The sequence below is a fragment of the Rhodoblastus acidophilus genome (assembly GCF_025961575.1).
GTDB lineage: Bacteria > Pseudomonadota > Alphaproteobacteria > Rhizobiales > Beijerinckiaceae > Rhodoblastus > Rhodoblastus acidophilus_C.
In genome coordinates this window covers 1-13,988 of the sequence record NZ_JAOQNX010000041.1, presented here as the reverse complement: position 1 = coordinate 13,988, position 13,988 = coordinate 1, and the positions used below count along the sequence as shown (strand labels likewise).

13 protein-coding genes are annotated in these 13,988 nt (G+C 65.6%); 8 read left to right on the top strand and 5 right to left on the bottom strand.

The genetic code is table 11. From position 1 onward, the window contains the following. Positions 1-15 precede the first annotated feature (15 nt). Both M2320_RS21130 and M2320_RS21125 read left to right on the top strand, forming a co-directional pair. Complete coding sequence (locus tag M2320_RS21130; RefSeq protein ID WP_184427264.1) at positions 16-390, top strand: hypothetical protein; 375 nt, start codon at positions 16-18, stop codon at positions 388-390. A gap of 38 nt (positions 391-428) precedes the next feature. Next, on the top strand, positions 429-1,349 hold the full coding sequence (locus M2320_RS21125) for an MBL fold metallo-hydrolase (RefSeq protein ID WP_264598980.1): 921 nt from the start codon (positions 429-431) through the stop codon (positions 1,347-1,349). Between the two features lie 11 nt (positions 1,350-1,360). Here the strand turns inward: M2320_RS21125 and M2320_RS21120 are convergent, their stop codons facing one another. From M2320_RS21120 to M2320_RS21105, 4 genes are all read right to left on the bottom strand, one after another. Continuing rightward, positions 1,361-2,299 carry a hypothetical protein gene (locus tag M2320_RS21120; protein ID WP_264598979.1) on the bottom strand — a complete coding sequence of 313 codons (939 nt, stop codon included), beginning with the start codon at positions 2,297-2,299 and terminating at the stop codon, positions 1,361-1,363. Between the two features lie 90 nt (positions 2,300-2,389). Beyond that, the gene (locus M2320_RS21115) at positions 2,390-3,619 is read right to left on the bottom strand and encodes a site-specific DNA-methyltransferase (RefSeq protein ID WP_264598978.1); all 1,230 of its coding nucleotides are present in this window, start codon (positions 3,617-3,619) and stop codon (positions 2,390-2,392) included. Between the two features lie 125 nt (positions 3,620-3,744). Continuing rightward, the gene (locus tag M2320_RS21110) at positions 3,745-4,404 is read right to left on the bottom strand and encodes a ribonuclease HII (RefSeq protein WP_264598977.1); all 660 of its coding nucleotides are present in this window, start codon (positions 4,402-4,404) and stop codon (positions 3,745-3,747) included. After that, positions 4,388-5,254 carry a uracil-DNA glycosylase gene (locus tag M2320_RS21105; protein ID WP_264598976.1) on the bottom strand — a complete coding sequence of 289 codons (867 nt, stop codon included), beginning with the start codon at positions 5,252-5,254 and terminating at the stop codon, positions 4,388-4,390. The genes M2320_RS21110 and M2320_RS21105 overlap by 17 nt, the downstream gene beginning before the upstream one ends. Before the next feature lie 141 nt (positions 5,255-5,395). On the opposite strand from M2320_RS21105, the gene M2320_RS21100 reads away from it, so the two are divergent. From M2320_RS21100 to M2320_RS21090, 3 genes are all read left to right on the top strand, one after another. Continuing rightward, entirely contained in the window at positions 5,396-7,060 is a 1,665-nt protein-coding gene (locus M2320_RS21100) for an electron transfer flavoprotein-ubiquinone oxidoreductase (RefSeq protein WP_264598975.1), read from the top strand. Positions 7,061-7,172: 112 nt separating this feature from the next. Then, complete coding sequence (locus M2320_RS21095; RefSeq protein WP_264598974.1) at positions 7,173-7,712, top strand: hypothetical protein; 540 nt, start codon at positions 7,173-7,175, stop codon at positions 7,710-7,712. A 166-nt stretch (positions 7,713-7,878) separates the two neighbouring features. Beyond that, complete coding sequence (locus M2320_RS21090; RefSeq protein ID WP_264598973.1) at positions 7,879-9,009, top strand: acyltransferase family protein; 1,131 nt, start codon at positions 7,879-7,881, stop codon at positions 9,007-9,009. A 22-nt stretch (positions 9,010-9,031) separates the two neighbouring features. Here the strand turns inward: M2320_RS21090 and M2320_RS21085 are convergent, their stop codons facing one another. Continuing rightward, the gene (locus tag M2320_RS21085; protein ID WP_264598972.1) at positions 9,032-10,651 is read right to left on the bottom strand and encodes an FMN-binding glutamate synthase family protein; all 1,620 of its coding nucleotides are present in this window, start codon (positions 10,649-10,651) and stop codon (positions 9,032-9,034) included. 134 nt (positions 10,652-10,785) lie between these two features. Between M2320_RS21085 and M2320_RS21080 the strand changes: the two genes are divergently transcribed. The 3 genes from M2320_RS21080 to M2320_RS21070 all read left to right on the top strand — a co-directional run bounded on the left by M2320_RS21080 (position 10,786) and on the right by M2320_RS21070 (position 13,898). Continuing rightward, positions 10,786-12,075 carry an MFS transporter gene (locus M2320_RS21080; protein ID WP_264598971.1) on the top strand — a complete coding sequence of 430 codons (1,290 nt, stop codon included), beginning with the start codon at positions 10,786-10,788 and terminating at the stop codon, positions 12,073-12,075. A gap of 4 nt (positions 12,076-12,079) precedes the next feature. Further along, on the top strand, positions 12,080-12,766 hold the full coding sequence (locus M2320_RS21075) for a fumarylacetoacetate hydrolase family protein (RefSeq protein WP_264598970.1): 687 nt from the start codon (positions 12,080-12,082) through the stop codon (positions 12,764-12,766). Positions 12,767-12,845: 79 nt separating this feature from the next. Next, on the top strand, positions 12,846-13,898 hold the full coding sequence (locus tag M2320_RS21070) for a glycosyltransferase family 1 protein (protein ID WP_319801458.1): 1,053 nt from the start codon (positions 12,846-12,848) through the stop codon (positions 13,896-13,898). The last annotated feature ends 90 nt before the right edge of the window (positions 13,899-13,988 follow it).

Below are 13,988 nucleotides of genomic sequence, written 5' to 3'. Positions count from 1 at the left end.
CATCGGAGGTTTTCCGTGCGCGCCGCCCGCAAGCTCGTTCCCCTGCTTCTTGTTCTCTCGCCACTGCCTGCGCTGGCCCAGGACGGAGGCCTCGCCTCTCGCGCCTTTGACGGCAAATGGCGCATGTCCCTGCAGACCACGGTCGGCAATTGCACGCCCTCGGCCAATGTGGTCATCACCATCCGTGAGGCCAAGGTGGTCGGCGTCGACGGCGCGAACGGAGAAGCCTGGGGCTATATCGACGCCAGCAACACGGTCGTCGGCCGGTTCAGCCAGGGCGAGCGGGCGCTGCGCGCCAATGGGACGGTGAAGGGTTCGTCGGCTTCGGGCGCCTGGTCGGCCAACGCCGATTACTGCGGCGGCCGCTGGACCGCGACAAAGACCAATTAAGGCTTGGATCGCAGGCGTTTGCGGCGCAGACTGCCGCCATGACCGACATTGACGAAGAGCCGCGTTTCGATCTGAGTTTTTCCGCGCCGGCCGGCGAGATGCAGCGCGTCTCGCCGCTGGTGCGCCGGTTGGTCGCGCCCAATCCCGGCCCTTTCACCTTTACGGGCACCTGCACTTATATTGTCGGCGCCGGCGATGTCGTGGTCATCGATCCCGGCCCCGACCTTCCCGAACATATTGACGCGCTGCTCGCCAGTCTGGAAGGCGAGCGGGTGACAAAAATCCTGGTCACCCATACGCATCGCGACCACTCCCCGGCCGCCCGCTTGCTGCAACAGGCGACGGGCGCGGAAATTTTGGGATGCGCGCCGCATTTTCCGGCGCGCGATCTGGCGCTCGGCGAGACCAACAAGCTCGACGCCTCCAACGACACGGATCATGCGCCCGACCGGGTGTTGAGCGACGGCGAGATCGTCGCCGGACCGGGCTATGCGCTGAAAATCTGGGAGACGCCGGGGCACACGATGAACCATCTGTGCTTCGAACTGGCGCAAGAACGGGCTTTGTTCACCGGCGATCACATCATGGGCTGGTCCACCTCGATCGTGGCGCCGCCGGATGGCGCGATGCGGCCCTATATGGACTCGCTCGCCCGGCTGCGCGAGGCCGATCATGCGATCTACTGGCCGGGGCACGGCGGGCCGATTTCGCAACCCCAGCGTTTTGTCCGCGCGCTGTTGCATCACCGACGCGCGCGCGAGACCTCGATTCTCACGGCGCTGGAGGCCGGCGCGCAAGAAATCCCAGAAATCGTCGAGCGCGTTTACGAAAAGCTCGATCCCCGTCTGAAAGGCGCGGCGGCGCTGTCCACCCTCGCCGCGCTCGAGGATTTGGCTGAGCGCGGGCTGGTCAAAACCGACGGCGCGCCGCAACTGACGGGCGTTTTCCGGCGGCGGTGAACGCCTCCCTCTCAGCCTTTGCGCAGCAGGCGATAGAAGAAGGGCGCGAACCGCGCCGTCGCCAGGATCGGCGCCGAGCCGGCGATGCGGCGGGTCCAAGCGGGCGCCTGCGCCTCGGGCGGACGAATGGGCGGCGCGGGGGCGGCGACCTGCGCGGGCGGCGGGTTGAGGTCGGCGGGACGCGTGGGCGGCGTCGGCACGTCCCCGGTTTCGGGCGCAACGGAAGGCGGCTCGGGAACGGCGACCTGAGGCGACGCCGGCGGTGGCGCGACCGGCGGCGGGGTGAGATCGGCGGGACGAACCGGCGGCAACGGGGCCTCCGACGTGGGCTCCGGCTTCGCTGGCGCGGCCTCGGGCGGCGCGGCAGGGGGCGCGGAGGGCGCGACCTCAGGCGGGGGCGCCGCCGGCTCGGGTTTCGTCGGCTTGACCGGCGCGGCGGCGACCTGGGCGCGTCGGGGCTCGACCCGAACGGCCGTCGGCGTCGGCGACAGCATTTCGGCGACCTTGCTGAGGAAACCGGGTTCGGCGCCTCCGGGTTTTGGTCGCGCCCGCGCGACCGCGTAGGCGGGGCCGGCGGGCCGGTTGCAATCGCGAATCCCGAGGCGAATGAGTTCGGAGCCCGTCAAAACCTTGTAGGTGCGGGTCAGCTCGCCGAGCCGCTCGCGCACCGCCGCGGGATAGGAGGCCATCAACTGGTCCGAGACCTCGTCATTGGCCTCCTTGTTGAGCGGATTATAGGCCTTGTGGAATTTCAGCAGGCTGCTCGGATAGACGCAGACATTGGGCAGGCTCAGCGCCAGCGTGCAGGCGGAGCGGCATTCGTGCAGCCGCACCTCGCGCCCGGTCTCGGCGTAGAGACGGGTCATCGCGGCGTATTGATCGACATAACCGCCGACGTCCTTGGTGACGATCACCGGGGCGTCGCCGGGCGGCGGGTGAAGATAGGTCATGGCGCGTCGTTAGCTCATTCCGACGCAGATTGAAAACGACAGGGTAAAGACTTTATTAAGGCGGAGATTTCGCCTTGATGACAAAGGCGCTCACTCCTCGTCCGGCGTCGCCGAGCGGAAGCGGGCGCGCAGATCGTCGATCGAAATCTCCGCGCCCTTGTCGACGCAGCGCCAAAACGTCCAGCCGTTGCAGGCGGGCAGGCCCTGCGCCAGCGCGCCGATCTTGTGGATCGAGCCGACAATATCGCCGAGCGCGACGGCGCCGTCGGCGCGCACCACCACCCGCCAGCGTTTCTTTTCGTCAAACAGTTCGGCGCCGGCGGCGATCAGCCCCGCCTCGACCAGACTGGCGAAGGCGACGCGCTTTTCCTGGCGCTTCGGCAGCGGGGTCAGGAAGGCGCCTTCCGGCAGCGGCTCAACGGCGGCGATTCTTTCCCTCGCCGCGGCGATATAGCCGGGATCGCGTTCGCAGCCGATGAACCGGCGCCCAAGCTTTTTCGCCACCGCGCCCGTCGTGCCCGTGCCGAAAAAGGGATCGAGCACGACATCGCCGGGTCTGGACGCCGCCATCATGATGCGGGCGAGCAAAGCTTCCGGTTTCTGCGTGGGATGAACCTTTTTGCCCTTCTCGTCCTTGAGCCGTTCGGTGCCGGTGCAGATCGGGAAAAACCAGTCCGAGCGCAGCTGGCAATCCTCGTTGCCGGCCTTGAGCGCTTCGTAATTGAAGGTGTAGCCCTTGGCGTTCGGCCCCTTGCTCGCCCAAATCAGGGTTTCGTGGGCGTTGGTAAAGCGGCGCCCGCGAAAATTCGGCATCGGATTGGCCTTACGCCAGACGATGTCGTTGAGGATCCAGAAGCCCAGGTCCTGGAGGATCGCGCCGACGCGGAAAATATTGTGGTAGGAGCCGATGACGAACAAAGTGGCGTCGGGCTTCATCGCCCGCTGGGCGGCGGCCAGCCAGTCGCGGGTGAAACGGTCGTAATCGGCGAAGGAGGCGAACTTGTCCCAATCGTCGTCCACCGCATCGACTTCGCTCTGGTCGGGACGGGTCAGGCCACCTTCGAGCTGCAGATTGTACGGCGGGTCGGCGAACACCAGGTCAACGCTGGCTTCGGGCAAGTTTTGCAGGCTATTGATGCAGTCGCCGACGAGGATCTCGTCGACAGGCGGCGCAAGCCTTTCTTGGGAGGCCGCCAGCCTTTTGGGGGATGGGATCGCGGGGGCGCCAAACGCGCCCGGGCGAGAAACCGGCTGAAGTCCAGTACGCGAAACCAGTTTCTGGACTCTTGAGCCGGCCGCCCCGGCGCGTTGGATACTCATGCACTCGAACCTGAACGCGACTGACTGACAAAGCGAAATTAGACGCGCCAGGGTAAAGACGGAGTTTAAAAACCAGCCGGAGTTGTGTCCCTTTTCCGAACGAAACCCTTAACCGTTTCTTAGGCTTACCTAACGTCAACAGCACCGCCGCTCTGGGCGCGCTCCAGGCGCGCGTCCAGGCTCGCGACCGCCCGCACGGGCGCAAAGGAGCGGCGATGTTCGGGGCACGGACCATGCAGCCGCAGCGCCGCCAGATGCGCTGCGGTGCCATAACCGGCGTGCGCCGCAAATCCGTAGACGGGATAGAGAAGGTCCAGCCGCTGCATCAGATTGTCGCGCGCGACCTTGGCGACGATCGAGGCGGCGGCGATCGACATGGAGATGGCGTCGCCATCGACCAGCGCGCGCGCGGGACAGATCAGCTCTGGCGCATCGCGCCCGTCGATCAGGGCGAAAGCCGGCGTCCGCGCCAAGGTGCGCGCGGCGCGGACCATGGCGGCGAGCGTCGCGCCCCTGATGTTGAGCGCGTCCACCTCGGCCGCCGGCGCCATTACCACGGAAATCGCCAGCGCCGAGGCATAAATCTCTTCCGCGAGCGCCAGCCTGCGCTTCGCCGAGAGTTTTTTGGAATCGTCCAGGCCAGCCGGCAGGTTTTGCGGGTCGAGAATCACCGCGGCGACGCAGACCGGGCCGGCGAGCGGGCCGCGCCCGACCTCGTCAATGCCGGCCACCAGGGCAAAACCCTGCGCGATCAGTTCGCGCTCGACGTCAAAATGAGCCGGCATGATCCATGGCCTTTTTCAGAGCGCGCAGGTCGCGCCACGCCTCGGCTTTTTTCAGCGGCGCGCGCAGCAGATAGGCGGGGTGCAGCATCGGCAGGGCGCGAATGGTTTTGCCGCCGCACGCATAATCGCGCCAATGGCCGCGCAGCCGCATGATCCCCTCTTTCTCGTCCAAAACCGTCTGCGCCGCGCAGGCCCCGAGCAGCACCAGAAAATCCGGTGCGACCAATTCGATCTGGCGGCGGACGAAGGGCAGGCACAGCGCCAGTTCCTGCGGCGTCGGCGTGCGGTTGCCCGGCGGACGCCAGGGCACGACATTGGCGATATAGACTTTTGTGCGATCGAGCCCGATGGCGGCGAGCATCTTGTCCAGCAATTGGCCGGCCCGGCCAACGAAGGGGCGGCCGATTCGATCCTCGTCGGCGCCCGGCCCCTCGCCGATCAGCATCACCCGCGCCTCGGGCGCGCCATCGGCGAACACCAGTTGGGTTGCAGAGTTTTTCAGCGCGCAGCCGTCGAAGGCGGCGAGTCTTTCGCGCAATTCATCCAGCGTTTGGGCGCTGGCCGCCTGCTCGCGGGCGCTGGCCGTCGCCGCATCATGGCTCAGCGCGGCCGCCGGCTTGACCGGCATCGGCGTTCTTGGCGCAGCGGGCGGCTTGGGCGCGACGACAGGCGCGGGGCGGGCTCTTTCCACCTGCGGAGGCGGCGTCGGCTTGGGCTGCGAAAATTCCGCCTGCGATTGCGCGAAACGGTCGAACGGGCTTTCCGCCACCAGCGTTTCCACGCCAATGTCGCGATAAAAGCGCAGCAAGGCCGCCGCGCCCTCCCGGTCGAGCGCCGTCAGGTCGATCATGGCCGTTTCTAACTGCTCAGCGCCGGGCCGTCCATTTCGCACTGCGGCAAAAAACGCGCGCGATCGCCTTCCGACCAGTGGACACGGACGCGCGAACCGCTAAGACAGGAGCAAAAGGCCACTCTGGCGGGAGATGCGGAAATGAGCGAACTCGAACCTCGCGAGTCCATGGATTATGACGTCGTCATCGTCGGCGGCGGCCCGGCCGGCCTTTCCGCCGCGATCCGGCTGAAGCAGATCAACCCTGATTTCACCGTGGTCGTGGTCGAAAAAGGCTCGGAAGTCGGCGCTCACATCCTTTCCGGCGTGGTTATCGATCCCGTCGGCCTCGACAAGCTGCTGCCGGACTGGCGCGAAGACCCCACGCGACCGCTCACCGTGGAGGTCCACGAGGACCAGTTCCGCTTCCTGACGGAGACGGGCGCCTTCAAGCTGCCCAACGCTCTCATGCCGCCCTTGCTGAACAACCACGGCAATTTCGTCGGCTCGCTCGCGAATGTCTGCCGCTGGCTGGCCGTGAAGGCTGAGGAGCTCGGCGTCGAAATCTATCCGGGCTTCGCCGCGGCGGAAGTGCTTTATGGCGACAAGGGCGAAGTGCTCGGCGTCGCCACCGGCGACATGGGCGTGGGCCGCGACGGCAAACCCAAGGATTCCTTCACCCGCGGCATGGAGCTGCGCGGCAAATACACCTTTTTCGCCGAGGGCGCGCGCGGCTCGCTCAGCAAGCAGATCATCGCCAAATACGGCCTCGATTCCGGGAAGGAGCCGCAGAAATACGGCATCGGCATCAAGGAGCTGTGGCAGATCGATCCCGCCAAGCATCATCCGGGGCTGGTGCAGCATTCGTTCGGCTGGCCGCTCGACGCCCACACCGGCGGCGGCTCGTTCCTCTATCATATCGAGGACAATCAGGTCGCCGTCGGCTTCGTCCTCCATCTCAACTACAAGAATCCCACGCTGTCGCCGTTCGACGAGTTCCAGCGCTGGAAGCAGCACCCCAGCGTCCGCGACACGTTCGTCGGCGGCAAGCGCATCGCCTATGGCGCGCGCGCGCTGACCGAGGGCGGCTGGCAATCCGCGCCGAAGGTGGCGTTCCCCGGCGGAACGCTGCTCGGCTGCGCGGCGGGCTTCATCAATGTGCCCCGCATCAAGGGCACGCATAACGCCATGCTGTCGGGCATCGAGGCGGCGGAGGCGGCGGCCCAGGCCCTGGCCGCCGGACGCGCCCATGACGAATTGTCGGCCTATGATTCGGGCTGGCGCGACGGCCCGATCGGCAAGGATCTGAAGCCGGTGCGCAACGCCAAGCCGCTGTGGTCGAAATACGGGACCTATATCGGCATGTCGCTCGCGGGCTTCGACATGTGGACCAACACGTTGGGCTTCAGCCTGTTCGGCACTTTGGGCCACGGCAAGCCGGATTACGCGACGCTGAAATTGCTGAGCGAGGTGACGCCGATCGCCTATCCCAAGCCCGACGGCGTGATTTCCTTCGACAAGCTTTCCTCCGTGTTCCTCTCCAACACCAATCACGAGGAAGACCAGCCGATCCATCTGCGGCTGAAGGACCCGAACATCCCGATCGAAAAGAACCTGCCGCTCTATGGCGAGCCGGCGCGGCTCTATTGCCCGGCCGGGGTCTATGAAGTGGTCTATGGCGACGAGGCGACCAAGGCCGATCCGCGCTTCGTCATCAATGCGCAGAATTGCGTGCATTGCAAAACCTGCGACATCAAGGACCCCGCGCAGAACATCACCTGGACCACGCCGGAAGGCGGCGGCGGCCCGAACTACCCGAACATGTGAGCGCGCCTGACCTAAGGGCGCTAAAACTTAACGAAATTTCAATCGCGCGAGGCTAGCCTGAGCAGAGGCTTGCGCGCGATTGAGCGCGCGCGGGCGCCGGAGGCCTCGCGCCATGTTCAGCCCGCGTCACGTTTTTGTCTTCGCGCCCGTCTTTTTCCTGGCGGGCGGCCTGCCTGCCCTGGCCCAGGCCTATGGCGGGAAATCGTCCGTGCCAGGCCTTGACGCATTGGTCCACCTGCTCGGTTATGACGGCCTGCAGGCGGACCAGCGCGATCTCATTGCGCTGCTGCTGATCGTGTTCGGCCTGCTGTTCGGCTATTTCTCGCACCTCGCCTTCCGCGAGAACGGTTTTGGCTTCATTTTCAACGGCGTGATCGGCCTGGTCGGCGCCGGCCTCGGCTTTTACGCCTTCGGGCCGAAATTCGGCCTGCTGTCGCAAGTCCACGGCGGCGCCCACGATTTTCTGCTTGCCGTTCTCGCCGCTGGCGCGGCGGTGCCGGTCCTCGTCCTGGCGATGATGGTCGCCGGCGGCCTGCGCCGAGGCCTGACCAATTTCGTCTATGGGCGGTTGCGGCGCGACATGGACGCCAAGCGCGCCGCCATGGTCGAACCGGAACTGCCGCGCCGCGTCGCCCAGTTCATCAAGAAGTGACGCGCCTGCTCTTGCGCTGATTGCGCGGCGCCGCGAACGGATTTTACCCAACGTCAACCCAAAACTGACGTTTCTTCCTATATTTCCACTTTATTAGCTGAGCCGGACGACGATTCGGACTCGTATCCCGCCCACGTTCTTTCATCAATTCTCTGAAAGCCTGCTGATGCAAACAGCATTTCACGCCATGCGTCCCGCTGTCAGCCGAAAACCCATGTTTTACACGCTCGAAGCCATGCGCGGCGCCGCAGCGTTTCTCATCGTCGACCGCCATGTCGGTTGGCTCGGGACCTATGACTTCCCGATCAGCGGCCTTGCCGTCGATCTGTTCTTCCTGTTGAGCGGCGCCGTCCTCGCACATTCCTACGAAGACAAGCTGCGCACGGGAAAGCTTTCGAGCGGGCGCTATATCGGGCTGCGGCTGATCCGCCTCTACCCTCTCTATGCGCTGTTCACCTTGGTCGGCTTCGCAAATCACGCCGCCGCCGGCCCACTGACCGGCGCCGATTTCGCCAAGCTCGGCTCATCGCTGCTGTTCCTGCCCTGCATTTGGATCGATGGGTCTGTTTTCCCGTTCGATGGTCCGGCCTGGTCGATTTTCTTCGAACTTTTGATTTCTGTCGTTTACGGCGTGGCGCTGCATGACAAGTCGATCAAAACCCTGGCGTGTGTCTGCGGCGCGGCCGCCACGCTGTTCATCGTCCAAGCGATCAACCAACCCGGCGCCCTCGACATCGCAATGACCTGCCAGGGCGTGTTCGAGACCGGGCTGGCGCGCGTGCTGTTCTCGTTCACTTACGGCGTCATCATCTATCGGCTCGCTATGCGCGCGAGTGCGGGCGAGTCCGGGTTGATGTCGCTGATCCCCCTCGTCGCGGTCTGCGCAATGCTGATGGCGCCCGTCGAAAGCCGATGGATCACCAATGGGTCCATTGCGGTCATCCTGCTGGCGGGACTGCCGGCCTGCCTGTTCATGGCGCTGGTTTTCCCGGCGCCGGACTCCTGGCGCGGGCCGTTCAGACGGCTCGGCGCGATCTCCTATGCGGTCTATATCGGCCACGTTCCGCTCTACCATGCCGCCGACACCGTGCTGAAACGCCAGTTCCACATCGACGCCATGGCCTACGCACCCTATTCCGGCTTCATCTTCGTCGCGGCGCTCGTCGCCCTCGCCTATGGTTTGCACAACGCCTGGGACGCGCCCCTTCGCGCGCGGCTTCGCAACAGCGCTGCTGCAGAAAGCCCCTCTCGCGCCAGAGGGAGCCGGGAGGGTATTCCAGTCCAAAGCATGCCTTGAACGAGGGCGCCTTGGATCTCGCTCAAACCCGCGACGCGGAGAAAGTGTTGGGGGTCGCTCGCTCCCACAAGGCGCGCAAATCGGCATCGCGCGCGCCGCGCAAGAATTCGCCGGGCGCCAATGCCGGATAGAGATCGGCGAAACTGGCCACGCGGGTTTCCGACACGCGCCGCCGGAACTGGTCGAGGGTGAAGGCGCCGGGATGGTCGAGGCCCGCCGCCGCCACCAGCTCCGCCAGACAATGCAAGGTGGCGCGGTGATAATTGGCGACGCGCGCGATCTTGTCCGGCACCACCAGCGCGCGGCCGCGCAGCGGGTCCTGTGTCGCCACACCGGTCGGGCAGGTGTCGGTGTGGCAAGACAGCGATTGGATGCAGCCGACCGCGAACATGAAGCCGCGCGCGGAATTGCACCAATCCGCGCCGAGCGCCATGGCGCGGGCGATGTCGAAAGCCGTGGTGATTTTGCCTGAGCAGCCGATGCGGATGTTTTCGCGCAAGCCCGCGCCGACCAGCGCATTATGGACGAAGCTCAGGCCCTCGCGGAGCGGCGTCCCCAGATGGTCCATGAATTCTTCGGGCGCGGCGCCGGTGCCGCCCTCCTTGCCGTCGACCACGAGAAAATCCGGCGCGGTCCCCAGCTCCAGCATGGCCTTGACCAGCGCCAAGAATTCGCCGGGCTGGCCCAGGCAGAATTTGATCCCGACCGGCTTGCCGCCGGACAATTGGCGCAGCCGCGCCAGAAAGGCGATCAGCTCCAGCGGCGTCTTGAAGGCGCTGTGGGCGGCCGGCGACACGCAATCTTTACCAAAGGGCACGCCGCGAATCCGCGCGATTTCCGGCGTCACCTTGGCTGCGGGCAGAACCCCGCCATGGCCGGGCTTGGCGCCCTGGCTGAGCTTGATCTCGATCATCTTGATTTGCGGCTTTTGCGCGGTCTCCGCGAATTTCTCTTCGCTGAAGGCGCCCTCGAGCGTGCGGCAGCCGAAATAGCCCGAGCCGATCTCCCAGATGATGTCGCCGCCCTGCTCCTCGTGATAGGGCGACAGCGAGCCCTCGCCGGTGTCATGGGCGAAGCCGCCGGCTTTGGCGCCGCCGTTCAACGCGCGGATCGCATTGGCGCTGAGCGCGCCAAAACTCATGGCGGAAATGTTGAACACCGACGCGGAATAAGGCTTTGAGCACTCGGGTCTGCCGATCTTGATGCGGAAATCCGGATCGGCCAACGGCCGCGGCGCGAAGGAATGCAGCAGCCATTCGTAGCCGTCGGAATAGGTGGCGAGGTGGGTGCCGAACGGCCGCTTGTCCAGTTGCATCTTGGCGCGCTGGTAGACCAGAGCACGGCGGTCGCGCGAAAACGGCGCGCCATCGGTCTCGCTCTCGAAGAAATATTGGCGAATCTCCGGGCGCATTTCTTCGAGCAGGAAGCGCAAGTGGGCCAGGATCGGGTAATTGCGCAGCACCGCATGCCGGGTCTGGACCAGATCGTAGACGCCGAGCGCGCTGAAGAACCCGAAGAAGGCGACCAACAACAGCCAGACGCCGCCGGCATGCAGCGCCAGAAAGGACGCCCAGACGAGGCCGCACAGGCTGACCAGCAGCGCCCAATGGCGCGGCGCAAAGATGGCAACAAGTCCTGGCATGACGCTCCCCCGGTCGATTCCGACGCGAGCGAGACTATAGGACGCAAAACTTTTGCGAAAACGGTGGCTCGGTTTCGCAACCGCGCAAGGACGGCTTGCGTCGGGTACGCTATCTTGCAAACGAGCGCGGTTGAATGGCGCGAGGCGTCGCTTGCAGCGGCCAGCGACTGACGCGCCATTCGATCCAGTCCCCAATCTCGACGAGGAGAGCGAACCTGTCCGACGCGCCCAAAAAATTTCCGGCCGCCCTGGTCTTCGCCGCCGGCTGCCTGATCGCCCTCCTCTCCTTCGGGCCGCGTTCGGTGATGGGCGTGTTCCAACTGCCGATCTTCGCCAGCCGCGACTGGGGCGCCGGCCATTTCGCCATCGCATTGGCGCTGCAGAACCTGCTCTGGGGGCTGGGACAACCGTTTGCCGGCGCCATGGCCGACCGGTTCGGCGCGCGTCCGGTGCTGATCCTAGGCGGCCTGTTTTATGCGCTCGGGCTGGCGCTGATGAGCGTGGCGCCTTCCGGCCTCACCTTCGACCTGTCGGCGGGGCTGTTGATTGGCCTGGGCCTGTCGGGCGCCTCGTTCAATCTCGTGCTCGGCGCCTTCGCCAAACTGCTGCCGCCCCAGCGCCTGTCCTACGCCTTCGGCGCGGCGACAGCGGCGGGCTCGTTCGGCCAGTTCCTGTTCTCGCCGCTCGCCGGCGGCCTCGTCGCCCAAATGGGCTGGGAGACCACCTGCCTGATCTTCGCCGGCGTCACCGCGCTGATCGCGCCGCTCGCCTTCGTGTTGAAAACAGCGCCCAGCGATTTTTCCGCGAGCGGCGGGCAGGGCGCGGTGTTCCGCCGCGCGATGGCCCACAAATCCTATGTGCTGCTGTCCCTGGGGTTTTTCACCTGCGGCTTCCAGCTCGCCTTCATCACCGTGCATTTCCAGCGCTATGTGGTGGAATCCGGGCTGTCGCCGCAACTCGGCGCCTGGGCATTCGCGCTGGTCGGAATCTTCAACATTTTCGGCTCGCTGCTCTCCGGCTGGCTCGGCGGTTTCGTCTCGCGGCCCTATATTCTCGCCTTCATCTATTTCGCACGATCGCTCGCCACGGCGGTGTTCATTGCGCTGCCCGCGACGGCCGAAACCACGCTGATCTTCGCCGCGGTCACCGGCTTGCTGTGGCTGTCGACGGTGCCGCCGACCTCGGGGGTGATCGGCCGCATGTTCGGCGCGGGAAACCTGTCGATGCTTTACGGCTTCGCCTTTTTCCTGCATCAACTCGGCGGGTTTTTCGGCGTGCTGCTCGGCGGTTTTGCGCGCGAAGCGACGGGTTCGTACACGTCGATCTGGCTGCTGTCGATCGCGCTCGGCGTGATCTCCGCTTTGCTCAACCTGCCTGTGGCCGATCGTGAGGCGCCGCTGCCCGCCGCCCAACCCGCGGAGTGAAATCATGAGTGCTTTCGTTATCGCGCCGCCGCCTCAAGTTTGCGCGCCCGTCGCCGGCGGCGGGCTGTTTCCGGTGCGGCGCATCTTTTGCGTCGGCCAGAATTACGCCGACCACGCGCGCGAAATGGGCGGCGATCCCCAGCGCAATCCGCCGTTCTTCTTCACCAAGCCCGCGGATTCGCTCGTCACCGAAGGTGCCGACGCGCCCTACCCCAGCCTCACCCAAAATCTCCATCACGAGATCGAACTGGTGGTCGCGCTCGGCGCGGGTGGCGCGAATGTGGCGCTGGCGGACGCCAAGGCGCTGATTTTTGGTTATGCCGCCGGCATCGACCTCACCCGCCGCGATCTGCAAGCCGAAGCGAAAAAGGCGGGACGCCCCTGGGACATGGCCAAAGGATTTGACGCCTCCGCGCCCTTGGGCCTGATCCGACCCGCAGGCGCCTGCGGCGACGTCGGCAAGGGCCGCATAAGCCTCAGCGTCAACGGCGCGGGCCGCCAGCAGGGCGATCTCGCGGAGATGATCTGGTCGGTCGCCGAAATCATTGCCATTCTCTCGACCTATGTGGCGCTGGCGCCGGGCGATCTGATCTTTACGGGAACGCCCGCCGGGGTCGGCGCGGTGAGCGCGGGCGACCTATTGAACGGCGAAATCGAGGGCGTCGGCGAGGTGACGACGCGGATCGCTTAGGGGCTTCCCCTGTCACGCGGGCGCAACATGAATGTGGTTCTAGCTTCGTCATGAAGACACATTTGTTCCCGGCCGCCTGATGCGCATCCTCGTCGTCACGGACGCCTGGCGTCCCCAGGTCAATGGCGTGGTGCACACGCTCGAGGCGGTGTCGCGCGCCTTGCCCGAAATCGGCGCGACCATGGATTTTCTCACCCCGCAAGGCTTTCCGACCGCGCCGATGCCGACCTATCGCGAGATCAGGCTGGCGCTGGCCTCCCCCTGGGAGGTCGAAAAACGCATCGACGCCATTGCGCCGGACCACATCCACATCGCCACCGAGGGGCCGCTGGGCCTGACCGCCCGCCGCCTGTGCCTGATGCGCAATGTGGTCTTCACCACCAGTTATCACACGCGCTTTCCCGAATATCTGTATGCCCGCACCCGTTTCCCCCTCGGGCTGTCCTATGCGGCGCTGCGCAGTTTTCATAATGCCGGCGCGGGGCTGATGGCCTCGACGCAGCGGCTCGCGGACGAGTTGGAATCGCGCGGCTTTCGCAAGCCGATGATCTGGTCGCGCGGCGTCGACCACACTCTGTTTTATCCCCGCGACAGCGTGCTGGACCTGCCGGGCCCCATCTTCCTTTACGTCGGCCGGGTCGCGCCGGAGAAAAACATCGAGGCTTTTCTCTCGCTCGACCTGCCGGGAACCAAGGTCGTGGTGGGCGACGGCCCCGCGCGCGCCGGACTGGAGGCGGCCTTTCCGCGGGCGCGTTTTCTCGGCATGAAGCGCGGCGAGGAATTGGCGCAACTCTACGCCAGCGCCGATGTCTTCGTCTTCCCCAGCCTGACCGACACGTTCGGCATCGTCCTGTTGGAAGCGCTCGCCTGCGGCGTTCCCGTCGCCGCCTATCCCGTGCAGGGGCCGATCGACGTGATCGGCGACAGCGCCGCCGGCGTCCTGTCGAACGACCTGCGCGCCGCCTGCCTTGCGGCGCTGAACATTCCGCGCGAAACCGCGCACGCGCTGTCGTCGCGCTACACATGGCGCGCCAGCGCGGAGCAATTTTTGCGAAATGTGATCGCCGCCCGCGCCTGCGCGCCTGCGCAAAACCCGTCATGGCCGCATCGCGCTTGCGCCGAAGCCGTCTAGAGCGGATTCGACTTAATCCGGATCATATCCTGCTGCGGCGAAGAAATTGGCGCACTCTTGCGGCGTGAAAGCTGACAGGAGCGCGCCTAT

What these genes read in the sequence shown, in the direction of transcription:
- M2320_RS21125 (WP_264598980.1), top strand. Translation starts at nt 429, where the DNA reads ATGACCGACATTGACGAAGAGCCGCGTTTCGATCTGAGTTTTTCCGCG.
- M2320_RS21120 (WP_264598979.1), bottom strand. Translation starts at nt 2,299, where the DNA reads ATGACCTATCTTCACCCGCCGCCCGGCGACGCCCCGGTGATCGTCACC.
- M2320_RS21115 (WP_264598978.1), bottom strand. Translation starts at nt 3,619, where the DNA reads ATGAGTATCCAACGCGCCGGGGCGGCCGGCTCAAGAGTCCAGAAACTG.
- M2320_RS21110 (WP_264598977.1), bottom strand. Translation starts at nt 4,404, where the DNA reads ATGCCGGCTCATTTTGACGTCGAGCGCGAACTGATCGCGCAGGGTTTT.
- M2320_RS21105 (WP_264598976.1), bottom strand. Translation starts at nt 5,254, where the DNA reads ATGATCGACCTGACGGCGCTCGACCGGGAGGGCGCGGCGGCCTTGCTG.
- M2320_RS21100 (WP_264598975.1), top strand. Translation starts at nt 5,396, where the DNA reads ATGAGCGAACTCGAACCTCGCGAGTCCATGGATTATGACGTCGTCATC.
- M2320_RS21095 (WP_264598974.1), top strand. Translation starts at nt 7,173, where the DNA reads ATGTTCAGCCCGCGTCACGTTTTTGTCTTCGCGCCCGTCTTTTTCCTG.
- M2320_RS21090 (WP_264598973.1), top strand. Translation starts at nt 7,879, where the DNA reads ATGCAAACAGCATTTCACGCCATGCGTCCCGCTGTCAGCCGAAAACCC.
- M2320_RS21085 (WP_264598972.1), bottom strand. Translation starts at nt 10,651, where the DNA reads ATGCCAGGACTTGTTGCCATCTTTGCGCCGCGCCATTGGGCGCTGCTG.
- M2320_RS21080 (WP_264598971.1), top strand. Translation starts at nt 10,786, where the DNA reads ATGGCGCGAGGCGTCGCTTGCAGCGGCCAGCGACTGACGCGCCATTCG.
- M2320_RS21075 (WP_264598970.1), top strand. Translation starts at nt 12,080, where the DNA reads ATGAGTGCTTTCGTTATCGCGCCGCCGCCTCAAGTTTGCGCGCCCGTC.
- M2320_RS21070 (WP_319801458.1), top strand. Translation starts at nt 12,846, where the DNA reads ATGCGCATCCTCGTCGTCACGGACGCCTGGCGTCCCCAGGTCAATGGC.